Consider the following 13,581-nt stretch of genomic DNA (forward strand, 5'->3'; position numbering starts at 1 on the left):
ACGCCGGGGTGTCATCGCAGCCCCAGGTAGGCTTGATTGTGTGGCAGTCTTCCGCGGCAAGAGCGGGTTCGATCAAGGGATGAGTTCGACGCACACCGCTATCAAGAACAAACCGCGACATCGTTGTCCGGTGGCGCCACGCGTTCGAGCAGTTCATCACTCCAATCCCGCTGCTCGGCGCCCCCGAGGCCGATGAAGAAGGATGGCGTATCCTTCGCGCGTCGCAACTCGGCCACGACATCACTGTGAGCAACAAGCCGATCCAGTGTTGCCACGCTAGCGAGCGCAAGCATGACCTCTCGCTCGGGAAACTTGACAGCATGTGCGCGCAGGGTGATGTCCAGCGCTTGGGCTATGCGCTCGAAATTCTCTCGGCGCCCTTTGCGCAGCCAAATCTCCCACCAGACCTGTTCGTTCGGTTGCTGCGGGAAAAGCGCATCTTCGTCGGTGTACAGTGATCGTGCCGTTGCCAGACGCACGGTCTGAATCCGCGACACAAGCGGCTCGTTTCGCGGCCTTCCTTTCTTGGTGTCAGAGTCGCGATAGGCCTCGACCTTCCGCAGATAGTAGTTCTCCGCTTGTTGCGGAACGAAAACGGAAGCGCGCAGCGGCTCCCCTTCTCCTACCGGTTCATGAACTGCGACAACTTCCATCTTCTGCCGTCGATCGGCTAACTGATCTAGAGCGATGCGCTCGCGAACCGGCAATTCGATATCGAGATAAAACCCTGGCCCCCCTACCGCCAGGTCGAGTTCGCGAGCGTCGATCTGCACGCGAGCCGCCTGAATGGCCTGTCCAACAGACTGGATCAATGCCGCTGCATGGCCCGCACGATCGCGTTCAGGTACTGCAGGCGGTTCGATTTTCTGCTTGGGCCGCCGATACGGTTCTCGAACACCGTTGTCGCGAAGACGGATATGGGGTCGGTCCCGAGGAAAATTGTCTGCCATTACGACCTGTGCTGTCGCTAATCAGACAGCGAGGCCCGTCGGCGCTCCATCAGCGCTTGAACGAGCGCCTCCGATGTTATCCGTTTCCCGCCCCGCAAGAGTATCGTTTTGGCCGCGTCGTCCGCTGTTCTTACAATTTGGGCCTGAGATAAATTGTGCGCTTGCTCGACGGCCTGGCTCCAGGTGACACCGCGAGTGTCAAAACGGTCGAGGCGCGCCTGCAGCAAGGCCTGAGTCAGGACCGAGTCAGGCAACGCGTATTCAATGACATCGTCGAAACGACGGAAGAGCGCCTTGTCCAACAGCTCGGGATGGTTGGTCGCAGCTACGACGAGGCCGTGGCTTTCATCCTGCTCCAGGAATTGCAGGAAGGAGTTCAAGACACGGCGAATTCGCCGACGTCTTGGCGCTCGCCGCGCCGGGCGCCGATCGCGTCGAACTCGTCGAAGAAGTAGACCCCGCGTGTTGCCTGCATGGCGTCGAAGACGAGCCGTAGCTTTCCAGCCGTCTCGCCCATGAACTTCGTGATCAGACCATCCAGGACGATGGTGAACAATGGGAGGTGGAGTTCGCCGGCCAAGGCGGCCGCCGTCATCGTCTTGCCCGAGCCAGGCGGTCCCACAAGCAGTAATTTGCGGCGCGGCTTCAGACCGTGCTCACGTAGGTTCTGCTGCTGCCTTTGTTCAATCAGCACACGATCGAGCCGAAGCCGCAATTCGTTCGGTAGAACCATGTCGGTCAGACGCAGGTCCGGATAACCGGCGTGCAGCAGCCCGGCCAATTCGCCTTTCGGCTGGACCAAGGGAACTGGCCGCGCCGTTTTGGTCAGTGCAGCGCCGGCTATCTTGGCCTGGTCAATCAGCTCTTTCAGTTCCTGCGCCAGCTTGCCATGACCCTGCCGGGCCTCATGCGCGGCAAGCTGCATTGCGGTGGCGAGGAAACGCTCCCCGTCACCGGCAATGTGGCTCTTCAGCAAACTGACAATGTGACGAGCGGTCGACATGGGTCTTCAGTCTAATTGATTAATGCCGGCCTGGTTGCATTTGCCAGCATTGTCCACTTTAACGTTTTGGCAACCGATTGTACCTGAAATTCGTGTCTATTCCCTTGCGATTCCTCACAAATCCCGCCCGCAGCCAGAAAGCTCCAGCATTTCTGGCTGCCTGCCGCCAGCTACGGCCGCCTCAGCGCACCGTCAACGCTCACTCAGAACACAGTCGGTCGCGCCCAATTGAAGTTTTATGCGCGAATCAGACGTCGGTCTCTTCGCCCAAAAGCGGCGGCCTTGCCACACTTGGGTCGCCTCGTGGAACGAAGCTGCCAATCAGATGTACTCGCGCGGTGAAACGCGGACGTGGCACGGATGCATCATGTCTCGACACGATGCAACTCATGCCGAGGGCCGGGACTGTGAATGGAAAACAGGCACTAAGCGCGGACAACGGAGGCCAGTGGGCTACTCCATCCCGCCGGTTCGATTCTGATCCTGCGCGCTTGCAAGTCGTTATGCACGGCGTCGATGAAGCGCGCGTTCATATCTTCGTCGAGATCACGTCTGACGATATTTGGATTCCCGCCCCAGCTGCCTCCTGAGCAGCTCGGCGCAGCATCCTTTCAGCGTCGACCGCGAGGATCAAAGCTGCTGCGGCTGCGAGGTCAGGAAGCGTTGAATAGTCAACCCGCTTGCGGCTTCGATAAAATTCCGCATGTTCGAACCAACCGTGCAGGATCCAATTGTCGGAGCCCTGTTCAACTTTGCGTCGGAGTACAATGCTGGTGCCCTTTAAGGGCGTAGCATTGACCAGCGCGACCGCTTCCCGACCATCGAATCCTCCGATTGTCAGACGTTTGGGACCCACGGATAGCTAGAAAAATCGCGATTGTCCCCGACAATGCGCAATCCCTCGGGGTAGCGAGGGAACAACTTGTGTGCATCGTCTGTCCAACCGCGAAAGATGTCGTACGGAGAAACACCGCCCCATTTGGAGAACCCCGCCACCCACCGACCATCCATCGGGCGCAAACCGTTCGGAGTAAAATCCGGCATCTCGGCAGGTGGGGCCAAGTTATTTTGGCGCCCATTGGACTGAGGATGGCGAGACAATATCGGATCGTTAACCTGTCGGCCTCTCGCTCGGTCGTAGATGAGGCGGCAGGGAACCCCTAGGTGTTCATTCAAGTGGATGGGATCGATCCTGAAGCGGTTTGGTTCGTCGGCCCATGCTTTGCAGATAGCTTCATAGGGCGTGAGACCAAGCAGGGTCTTAAGGCGTCTGGCGAAGTTGTAAGCATCAAGGAAGGCAGCGAGGTGATCTTCCAATTGCTCGTGGGTCTCGTAGTGGTATCGCCGGACTATTGCCTCCTTGAGCGTGCGGTTCATTCTCTCGACCTGACCGTTAGTCCAAGGATGATTGGGCTTGGTCAGGCGATGCTCGATGCCGTGTCCCAGGCAGACCCGGTCGAAGGGATGGCCGCGCCAGCTTGCAGTGGCGCCATCACGATTCTTAGGCAGGGCGAACTGGATACCGTTGTCGGTTAGTACAGTGTGGATCCGGAAAGGGACGGCCGCCACCAGTTCTTCGAGGAAGGCCCTGGCTGCTGCACCCGTGGCCTTCTTCACCAGCCGGGCGAAGGCGTATTTGGCGGTCCGGTCCACCGCCACGAAGAGATAGAGTTTGCCTTCCTCGGTGCGGACCTCAGCGATATCGATGTGGAAGTAGCCAATGGCGTAGCGCTTGAAGGGTTGCCTGGCGGGCTTGTCGCCGGCGATCTCGGGTAAGCGGCTGATCCCGTGACGTTGCAGGCAGCGGTGCAAGGACGAGCGCGTGAGATGCGGGATCGCCGCCTGCAGCGCATAGAGACAGTCATCCAAAGGCAGGAGCGTGTGCTTGCGGAAGGCGACGACCATCGCCTCTTCCTCGGCAGAAAGCACGGTCGAGCGCACGGTCTTTGGCCCCATCGGCGCATCGTGGACAAAGGTGCGCTTACGCCACTTGGCGACCGTCTTTTGGTTGAGCCCGTGCTGGGCGGCTAGCTCTTTGAGCGGAGCCTTCGATCGCTGTATTGCCGCTCGGATCGCGTGCGTGGTCGTGGCGCTGCCATGGAGTATCTGGCCCATAGGTCCTCCCGGAATGAAGGACCAGTTTGACTGATTCCCCCACACTCCGGGACCAGACACCTAGGTCGACGATATCGCCGACATCGGATTGGACCCCGGCGAGGAGTGGATGCCGCCGTGATCCATAAAGAGCGCGTTCCGCTATCCATGCTTCTGCCGACCAGACCAGGCCGCGGCTGGTCGGAACGTCGTCGCGGCGCGACAGAAGCTCCTTGAGATGCCGCTTCATCAAAGCATAATCCGCGAGATCTTCTGGGCGCCGACTCGTTTCGAGCGCTAGATCGATGTCTCCTACTGCCTCCTCACCTCTCATCAAGCTGCCAAAGACCCAAACCCGTTCGACGTATCGGACCGCATCTGGATCTTGGTGAGCATTAGGACATGGCGCAGGAAATCGTCCAGTACCATCTGCGCCTGAGCCAAAGGTGGCTCAGCACTCATCGCCGGCCTAGACTTCTTCGTGGGCGTCGGTGACTGAGAGACTGAGAAGCGCTCCCGCCTGCATCAGACGAGGGACGCGCAGATGACAAAGCGTCGCCGCCGTTTCGTGCAAACGGTCCCACTAGAACAGCGATTAGAGCAGGAAGCGAAGGGGTCTCCGCGCGGAGGCAAGAGAATTGCCGCCCGATGCCAAATGTGAAGAGGCCTTGCGGAAGGCTCGTCAGAATAAGTAGCGGCATATATGACCGAATGGCTGACATCGCCGGGACTTCGTCCGCCGACGTAGGTTGCCTACTGGGAAACCCGCCGCAAAGCCTTCGCAGCGGCGGAAAGCGTTGTGATCAGCACGATCACGCTATCGAAGATGCGGAGCCCCTGTGACTTACCCGTGGTGCGGACCCACAAGGCGTGGTGCTGTGGATCGTTGCGGCGGCTCATCATGCGGCCCTCGCCTTTCCCGCCCGATCTTTTCTTGCGCCTCGCGTAGCTCCGCCGACCGCAGCACGGCCAACTCACCGATGTAGCGCCCGCTGATACGAGCGCGGCATGCCCGAGCAGAATGCTGGACAGAATGTCCGGAGCGCCCAGCGCGGTCGCAGCGATTATGTAGGTGTGTCGCAACGCATGGTCGGCGGTTGGCAGCGTAGAGCGCGCCGGGGCTTGCCTACAGCCCGGGAAAATAGGTCGGGTATGCCTAGCGGTCCGATCAGGCCGCGCAGAACGGCCTCCGCGCGCATTGATACGGACATGCAATACTGCGCAGCCTTGATGGACCTATGCCGCCCCGGATCATTCTGAGCAATGTTGGGATCAGATAGCAGCCGCTGGAGCCGCACCCGGCGCGATGCCTGTATGCGACGCAGGCGCGGCAGAACGGGCAGCTCTATCCTATCGGTCCGTTGAAGCTCTCTCGCCATGACTGTGAGAGCCTAGCGCAACTCGCCGGGACTATGGAAGGCCGTTCCGTGATCTTACGGGACGCCATAGGGCACCGGCCCCCGGGGCTTTGCTGAGGAAAGCGATGGGCGCAACCTCAGCATCGCCCAGCTTGACACACAATTCATCCGTTAGTGGCGACCTAAAGCAAGACGGCATCGCGGGGTGCCATGAACTCTCGCTCCACTTCGGCTGAAGTACCTATCTGCGCTGCTGCTCGTGCCTCTGATGGAAAGATCGTTCAGTGTCCGGTTGATTACACATCTGTCCGGAACCCCAGCACTACAAGTAGTCAGCCTGACAGATCTGTCATTGCTCGTCATCCTGTGATGATGACCGGCGCGACTTCGCCCCGCGCCCCACTTGGACGCGCAGTGTAGGTGAACAAACTCACCGACAGAGCAGACATACAGTCTTACGCTTTGCCGCGTAAACGATTCTGGAATGTCCCACCGCGATCACTGGCATGGATTCTGCAGACCATAAACGGCATGGAAGCGACATCACGACATCGGCTGTTTGATGTTCGTTGAAATGGTGCGCACGTCGTGTTCGTGAGGTGGTATGCGATCTGGAGTTCTTGTTTGGGCCGCGGCAATTGCACTTGCCGCACGCGGTGTTGCTCATTCTGCGGATCTCGATCCGATGGCGAGGCTCCCGCCTGCGCTGTGGAGCTGGACCGGAGGGTACATTGGCGTGTACGGCGGCGGAGGTTATGGCCGGACATCCTTCAGTGATCCCTACGGCCCATCGATCTATGGTAACGTCGTCAGCACCCCCGTATTCTTGGCCGGAGGCCAGGTCGGCTACAACTGGCAAACGGATAGGTGGATTTTCGGCACCGAACTCGATGCGAGCCATGCTGTCTCCGATGGCACAAACAGCTGCCTTGCCTTCTCGGGCGCCGTTGTTATCGCCACGTGCAAGGCAGGTCCAAACGCCTTTGTCACGGGGACTGCTCGTGTGGGTTACGCCTTCGGCCTAACAGGCCAAACGCTGGGCTACATCAAGGCAGGCATGGCCTGGCAACACAACCGCGGCAACATCGCCAACAACAACGAATTCGAGGGGCGCTTTGCCGGCTTCCCTCAGCATACAACGCAGTTCGATTATAGTCGTTTCGGTTGGACCGTCGGAGTCGGCCTCGAGCAAGCCCTTACACCTGCTTGGTCTGTCAAATTCGAGTACGACTACATGGGCTTCGATGGGACGCGTCTGGCGACCCCGCCGACGGTGCAGTTCCCGCCCCCTGCCATCATTGCCGCTAACACAACCAGCTTGTCCAGCAACTATCACATCGGAAAGATCGGATTGAATTACCATTTCGGCGGCGACACGAGCGGGCCGGCATGGTTCGACGCATCGGCCTATCCGGGACGAGCGGATTCCAAAATGAAGCCTGTTGTCGATACGGGCGACTGGTCGTTCGAAGGGGGCTCGCGGGTCTGGCTCAGCCGGGGAACATTTCAGTGGGACTACACGAATCCGCCGCCGATACCCGGAGATAGCGGCATTCCCAATTCAAGGCTCACCTATCAGGGCTTGGATGGCATTTCCGGCGAGCTCTTCGCACGCCTGGATAGTCCTTGGGGGATATTCCTGAAGGGCAACATCGGCATCGGACGCTTCAACAACGGAAGGATGAACGACGAGGATTCGAGTATCGGCAACATGGCCTATAGCAACACTCTGTCAGATCAGGCCAACGGAAGGTTCATGTACTACACCGCCGATGTCGGTTACGATTTTATGCGCGGTAGCACCTACAAGCTGGGCGCATTTATCGGTGGGACTTACTTCGGCCAAAAGTCGGATTCGATCGGATGCGTGCAGACAGCCTTTCCGTACGGGCCATGCGGGGTTCCGGTCCAGCAAATCATCGGCAGTCAAGATGCCAATTGGGATGCGCTGCGCGTCGGCCTTAGCGCCGAGACTATGCTGTTTGAGGACTGGCGCGTGAGCGCAGATGTTGCTTACCTGCCATGGACCGACTTCAACGGTCGCGATAACCATCTCCTCCGTCCTGAAACAACTTTCTACGAACAGCGCGGGCAAGGCGGCGGAGGCGTACAGATCGAAGGAACGCTGTCGTACTTCCTCAGCAGAAATTTCAGTATTGGCGTCGGCGCTCGGTACTGGGCAATGTGGACCAAGAACGACAGCGATGTCATATTCAACTGCAGCGGCTGCAGCGGCCGAGGCACGCTCATCCAGATCCCTGCACTCGCGAAGTACAGCATGGAGCGATGGGGCACCTTCTTAGAGGCGTCCTACAAGTTTGAGTGAATTGGTCTGCAAGCGCGGCTCCCGACCCATAAGTCTTATAGCCAACCTAATCGATGAACAGTGAAAGCCTACAGCGCTTTGACTGGACGGCATCGCTGCTTCAGGGCGAACTGGCCAGGGCGCAGTTTCCGCAGCGTCCATGCCTTCTTATTGGTGAAAAATGAGTGCAGATGAACCGTAGGCAGGCAACCCCAAAGCAGAGATGGTTCTCGCACCTTTATTGCTCCGCAATCATGTTATCTTCAGCTTTGCCGGCCTTGGCAGCCGATGCACCGCAGGCCAATATGCGAATGATGGATTGCGCAACAGTGAAGAACAACGAGCATCGCTTGCTGTGCTTCGATAAAGCGGCTGCATCCCGCATTACCTAGCAATGCGAAGCTGGAACGTCTTAGAAGTGGCCCTTTGATCTGCCCCCGGCGAATTTACCCATTTGCCGCTAAATGCACTTTGCCAAACGGAGCCAAGTCCGAACTTCCACTCGGACGAGATGAATTGATGCGTCTCGGAATCCAGGTCGGGAGTTGCCTTCTGATTCTGATTTGCTCGGCGCCACCAAACGGCACCCAATTCGCGAATGTTGACGTTGGTTCCATCGTAGTTCGCAGCGCGAGCTCCGTCGCTGAGATCAAAGTTCAAATAGCCAGAGTCCAAGCAATCGTCGACTACGAAAACATGCGCTTGAATAGAGGGGGCGCCCTTCGGGACTCGATTTGGCGGGCGTTCGAAGGGGGAGGCCCCTTGCAGATCCTGCGTCGTATCTTTGTGCAAGTTGCTCCTTCGACCAGTCACCTCACGTCAGTTGGCTTTGGTCGCAAAGTCACGGGCCACCTGGCTGTTGCCAGTCGAGCCAGCAATAAATAATTTGGCGATCTCGAAGCGCACGACGGTCACCGCAAGCGTCAGCACTGCAATGATCGCGACATCTAGGACCGATCGACATTCATTGCATCCAGATCATCGCAGCTGCGAGATGGATGAAGCCGGTAAAGTTGGCGGTGCGCCTGTCATAACGGGTTGCCAAGCGTCGGAAGTGTTTGAGCTGGCAGAAGCAGCGCTCGATGCGGTTGCGCTGTTTGTAAGCGTCGGCGTCGTGCGGAATGATGATCCTGCGGGTACGGTTTGACGGAATCACCGCCGTTGCGCCGATTTCCGCGATAAGCGTACGCAGGGCGTTGCTGTCATAGGCTTTGTCGGCGAGCACGGCATCGCCGCTCTGGCCATCGAGCAGTGCGGGCGCCTGGGTGATGTCATTAACCTGCCCAGCCGTGACGATGAAGCGGAGCGGACGGCCGAGCGCATCGGCCAGCATGTGGATCTTGGTGGTCAGTCCGCCTCGGGAACGCCCCAGCGCCTGATCTTTGGCCCCCCTTTTCCGCTCGTCGCCTGCTGGTGGGCGCGAACGATAGTGCTGTCGATCATCAGATACTGGTTGTCGCGATCGGCAGTTAGAGCAGCAAACACACGCTCCCAGACGCCAGCATGGCACCAGCGGCTGAAGCGCTGGTGCACCGTTTTCCACTTGCCGTACCGCTCCGGCAGGTCGCTCCAGTGTGCGCCCGACCGCAAAACCCACAAACATCCGTTGACGAACACACGATTATCCGCAGCCGTACGTCCCAGGTCGCCAGCTTTCCCCGGCAGCAGTGGCGAAATCTTCGCCCATTGCCCCTCGGTCAGCTCATAGCGCTTCGCCGTCATCATCGCTCCGTGTCGAATCACGGAACTCTATGAATCAGCGATCAAGCCACTTGGGAATCCTGAATGTCGATCGGCCCTAGCGGGAGGGCGGCTAAGCCTGCTCGCTTGACCGCGGAGCCGTCGTTGCGGCCTATCGCATGGCCAACGCGCACAGCCGTTGCCATGCTGATCCCGAAAGAGATCATGAACAAGATCACGGCGACCTGAAGCGCGATCTTATGAGCGGAAAGTGCGGTAGTGCTGACCAGGTCCGCGAGGAGAGCCGCGGCCGAGGTTGCACCATAGCCGATCAGAGAGGCTATTGAGATCGGCCCCCACGATTATCAGCTGCCGCATTAGAGGCCAATCGAAGGACAGAGCATGCGTAAGCAAATGATAGTCACGAAACGTGCGCCGCACTCTGACGAACCACCAAACTAGAAAAAAACATCCCCACAGTTAACGAGGCTGGTTGCAAGGCCCGCGCCGAATAATTCTAGCCGGGGCACACCGAGCTTCCCAAGCCCATAGCGCGAGAGCGAGCGCAAGCTGGGTGACACCGAAGGTTAGTCCGCCTGCCACGAGACCAATTGCGACGCCTCCGAGCAAGCCGGCACCGGTATGGAAGCCCAACATGGCGATCGTCATGCCAACGAAGACCGGGAGCGCAGAGGCGGCAAGCATGAACACCAGCCAACAGACCAAGCCGATGACGAGTAAAGGGAGCGGTGGTCCGAGGATGATAATGGCGGTGGGCTCCGTGAGATAGAAGTCTGACGGCTTCGCCTTCCACCACCACCACGGCGCGGCTGTGAGTATAACCGCAAATAGGCCCCTTGAGTAACAGTATCGATCGAGAGCTCTGCGCCTACTTGCCTATAACGGCCGACAAGGGCGACTGCTTCCGCCGTCGAGGAAAACCGGGAACGAGAGGACGCTTCCGCCCATCGAGCGCTGACGAACACACCGCTTGATTTGGCGTGGGCCATAATAGACACGGCAGCGCCATCGCTCAAGAATGGGCTGTTTGAGATTTGTCCGACCGCGGTCTCGCGGTCGGGCAACGCGTGGGCCGAGCTGAGTGAGTCGACTGTGAGATTGGGATTACGCCCGCCTGCCGGTAGCCGCCCTATAGCGGCAGCTGGGGTATATTCCAGAAATCCCGACGGAACCGAAAATCCCACCTAGCTCAGGGAATGCCGAGGTTCAAACCCACAGTTCACCATCTCGTCAATCTAGCGCCACGCATTTCAACAAACTCGGTTGACACCCTGCTCCGTGCTCTCGTGCCGAGCATTGCGTGAAGCAGGAGCCGCGATTTATCCAAGACCAAGAATTTCTACCGCATGTTTGCCGCGGTTCGTCATTCAATTCAGAGCTGACCTTCGCCCCTTTGCGCAGCTTTTCTCCATCTTCACTTCCAAGGATTTGCGCACAGGTAGAGGATTCCAGCTGCGGCTGAATTAATCTAGTGTTTAGGGCTCTCAGTACGGAGCTTATCGGTTCGGCGCCATGACGGGTTGCTCCATGGAAAGGCGCACGCTACTGGTCAGATTGAATATTCACCATTGTCCCCCGCGACAATTTCGGGGTCTCCAAGATTGAGGTCATGCGGACTCGCTTGAACGAACTCCAAGACCTTTTTGTTCGCTGCATCGCCGCTTTCGCGATCCTCGAACATCATCACAGCGGCACCGACGCCTTCACCGCCATCCAGCACATAGTACTATCTGAATCCGTCGATTCCCGTAGGATTTGCACCGACAGCGCTAGCTGTGGGCCGAGCGGGATGGCATCACGCGCGAGACATTCGACAGAACTTGTCCGGTAGCGAATCCGTGCGCTGCGAGGCAATTACCGTTCGGGCCCGATCGCGGCGAGATCGGAGTATCGGTTCGCCTCTTTGAACGAGATCGGTTCGATAGCTTCTGGCGGCATGGCGGCTCCCGAGGCCCTTGGGCTCGCAACGGGCACGATGTCAGCAATTGAGGAAGCGTTACGCGGCGCGTGCCCCGACCCCCGTGGCCCTCCGGGCCCGGGAACGCGCGGCACAGGCGGATCAAGCGCTCCAGCCAGGGAACTCGTTGTCGATGGCTTCGACGTCGCTGCCGGTGATCGGGTCACGCAAGATCGCGTCTTCGAGCGGGATGCCAAGCCCGACGAGGTTCTGATCAAACCAAAACCTCTTCGTGATGGTCGTCGAAGTCACGCAGTCCGATGGCGGCGATCATCCGCTCGCGGTCACTGTCGTTACCCGCCTGTGCATCCTGCAAGGTGATAACCGCTGTATTGAGCTTGGTGAAGAACACATTGCGCGAGAGTGTGAACGCGCGAGCCGAGATGCAGTAACGCGTGTAGGCGTCGAAGAGATCATCCTTCGATATCATGAGCTCTGGCCCGACCTCGCACCGATCGGCGACGAAGCCGCGAACCCGGTTGTTCGAGTTGAAAATCGGTCGTTTGGCGTCCTCGGATGCTTATGCGAACCATGAACTTACCCGTCTCGCGCAGGCTGTCCCAACATCAAGAGCAAAGTTGAGGATGCCGGGCAACTCCGTGAGGAGCTTCGCCGTCAACTCGGCATCCTCGCGACCTTCGAATGACACGCGGAATGGGATCGCGATCATTCGCGCGCCGATGGCAGCTGTGTGGTCTCCGAAGCCCGGAAACTGATTGCCGATCATCGCGACGTGGCGCCGCATTGCTCAGCACGCTTAGGGCTCACGGCGGCGAAGATGTCACCGTGCACGGTTTTCGGTCGTCGATTTTCGATTGGGGTATCGAGCGCGGATGCAGCCGCGACCTCATCGACAGTGCAATGCCGATGGTGAGATCGCGACGGCTGGACCGAGCCGAAAACCCGGAGGGCCTGCCAACGGTCCGAGCTGCTTAAACTGCGGCGCGAGATCATGCAAGCAAGATCGGACTTCGTCACGGGTGCAAAATGAAAACCCGCAACGCTCCGCGCACCACTCCGCATCTTGGATAGCGTGCTCGTGTTGATCGCGACCCTTCGGGCCGCTGGGAAGGCTTTGTGGCGGGTGAGGCTATAGCCTGTGGTTTAATGACGTGTCCGGATGGCATGCTCTGGCGCAGGAAAGCTCGTGCGCTACTGGCTTGAATGTGCGGCGGCTCAGATTCTATCAGGCAAGAGAAACTGGCTCGCCTCGCCCGGATTGACCGCTCATAGATAGACAGCCTCGAGAGGCAATCGGAGAACCCGACAATTGATCTTGTCGTCGCATCAACGATGCGCTCGGCGTTCATCCGTGGATGATGCGCGCTATAAGCGGCGAAGACTGACACGTTGATCGCCTACCGTCGAAAGCTTGCGAGGTCGTAGCAAGCCCACGCCCAGGCCGTTGAGCCGGGAACAACTTTGCTGCCGGCCGCTACCGTTCCAGCAACCTTGCAGTCCGACAGCGTCGACATGTACCCTTCTAGGATCGTTATTCCGCCATCCTCTTGCTGGTAGGCGACCACGCCTAATGCACCCGATAATCCTCGCTGAAGGGTCGTGTCGTGGCAGACATAGGCGGCCGAAAAGCCGGGCTTCACAGTGGCGGCCTTGATCGTTGCCTCGCCCATCTTCCGGCACTCGTCCATATTGTCTGAGGGCTGAGCAGTGATGTTGATCGTAGCTAAAACGCTTAGTTGCGTCCAGGCGACGATCATGATGAGCGGCGACATGGCGGCGGACCTCAGTCAATACGGCGCAATTGGACTGAGCGCATCAGGCCATCAAAGACGGATGGCATCGGCCATCGCGCGCGTATTTCGCCTTGGTCGATGTCTTCGGTCGTTCTGTTTGCCCGCACATATAGCCGCCATGCTGCGCAAGCCACAGTGACGAGAGATACCGCCGCGTCGGCGATGAGAATGGTGTGGTTTCGGGCGGGGTTGATGCTCATGGGCGATGCTCCTCATGCGCGGCGTCGGAGATGATCTTGATCAGCCTAAAAAGCGTGAGTGGATGTTTCCGTACAAGCTCAGTGGTCGCCAGCGCGAATTCGTCAGGGCCTCCACGCTGGCGGATGGTATCTCGGAGTGCGGCGAGCTTGGCGGGATCGGCGGAGCGAATAGCCGCCTCGAAGGCCGGAATGAATTTGAGCCTGTCCATTGCAGCACGCTCCTTGTGAAGAGAGCTTCGACCATAGTGGCGGCCTAGTC

At 58.8% G+C, this 13,581-nt stretch carries 10 protein-coding genes and 3 pseudogenes; 1 reads left to right on the forward strand and 12 read right to left on the reverse strand.

All coding sequences use genetic code 11. The features are described from left to right. Positions 1-13 precede the first annotated feature (13 nt). The 5 genes and pseudogenes from ACVIW0_RS36580 to ACVIW0_RS36600 all read right to left on the reverse strand — a co-directional run. Positions 14-157 (reverse strand): annotated as a pseudogene (locus ACVIW0_RS36580) (hypothetical protein); the annotation flags it as partial. Continuing rightward, positions 102-950: a hypothetical protein gene (locus ACVIW0_RS36585; protein ID WP_461346236.1), complete on the reverse strand. Its 849-nt coding sequence runs from the start codon at positions 948-950 to the stop codon at positions 102-104. The pseudogene ACVIW0_RS36580 and the gene ACVIW0_RS36585, both read right to left, overlap by 56 nt. A 17-nt stretch (positions 951-967) precedes the next feature. After that, positions 968-1,953: pseudogene (locus ACVIW0_RS36590) on the reverse strand (AAA family ATPase). A 1,176-nt stretch (positions 1,954-3,129) separates the two neighbouring features. Next, positions 3,130-4,068 (reverse strand): annotated as a pseudogene (locus tag ACVIW0_RS36595) (IS481 family transposase); the annotation flags it as partial. A gap of 732 nt (positions 4,069-4,800) precedes the next feature. Continuing rightward, complete coding sequence (locus ACVIW0_RS36600; protein WP_456854767.1) at positions 4,801-4,950, reverse strand: hypothetical protein; 150 nt, start codon at positions 4,948-4,950, stop codon at positions 4,801-4,803. 1,059 nt (positions 4,951-6,009) lie between these two features. On the opposite strand from ACVIW0_RS36600, the gene ACVIW0_RS36605 reads away from it, so the two are divergent. Next, the gene (locus tag ACVIW0_RS36605; RefSeq protein WP_456854766.1) at positions 6,010-7,731 is read left to right on the forward strand and encodes an outer membrane protein; all 1,722 of its coding nucleotides are present in this window, start codon (positions 6,010-6,012) and stop codon (positions 7,729-7,731) included. Positions 7,732-8,674: 943 nt separating this feature from the next. On the opposite strand, the gene ACVIW0_RS36610 is transcribed toward ACVIW0_RS36605, so the two are convergent. From ACVIW0_RS36610 to ACVIW0_RS36640, 7 genes are all read right to left on the reverse strand, one after another. Continuing rightward, positions 8,675-9,432, reverse strand: a protein-coding gene (locus ACVIW0_RS36610; protein WP_461356700.1) for an IS5 family transposase whose coding sequence is annotated in 2 segments (ribosomal slippage) — positions 8,675-9,090 and positions 9,090-9,432 — 759 coding nt in all. Because the reading frame shifts where the segments join, the coding sequence is not laid out codon by codon here. Between the two features lie 41 nt (positions 9,433-9,473). After that, entirely contained in the window at positions 9,474-9,740 is a 267-nt protein-coding gene (locus ACVIW0_RS36615; protein WP_461357529.1) for an MATE family efflux transporter, read from the reverse strand. Positions 9,741-10,960: 1,220 nt separating this feature from the next. Continuing rightward, positions 10,961-11,131, reverse strand: coding sequence for a hypothetical protein (locus tag ACVIW0_RS36620; RefSeq protein ID WP_461346235.1), 171 nt, complete (start codon positions 11,129-11,131; stop codon positions 10,961-10,963). A 451-nt stretch (positions 11,132-11,582) separates the two neighbouring features. Then, positions 11,583-11,798, reverse strand: coding sequence for a hypothetical protein (locus ACVIW0_RS36625; protein ID WP_461346234.1), 216 nt, complete (start codon positions 11,796-11,798; stop codon positions 11,583-11,585). Between the two features lie 928 nt (positions 11,799-12,726). After that, complete coding sequence (locus tag ACVIW0_RS36630; protein WP_456854761.1) at positions 12,727-13,101, reverse strand: hypothetical protein; 375 nt, start codon at positions 13,099-13,101, stop codon at positions 12,727-12,729. Positions 13,102-13,112: 11 nt separating this feature from the next. Further along, complete coding sequence (locus ACVIW0_RS36635) at positions 13,113-13,322, reverse strand: hypothetical protein (protein WP_456854759.1); 210 nt, start codon at positions 13,320-13,322, stop codon at positions 13,113-13,115. Then, complete coding sequence (locus ACVIW0_RS36640) at positions 13,319-13,531, reverse strand: hypothetical protein (protein ID WP_456854757.1); 213 nt, start codon at positions 13,529-13,531, stop codon at positions 13,319-13,321. The genes ACVIW0_RS36635 and ACVIW0_RS36640 overlap by 4 nt, the downstream gene beginning before the upstream one ends. Positions 13,532-13,581 lie beyond the last annotated feature (50 nt).

The organism is Bradyrhizobium sp. USDA 4454, assembly GCF_054822705.1.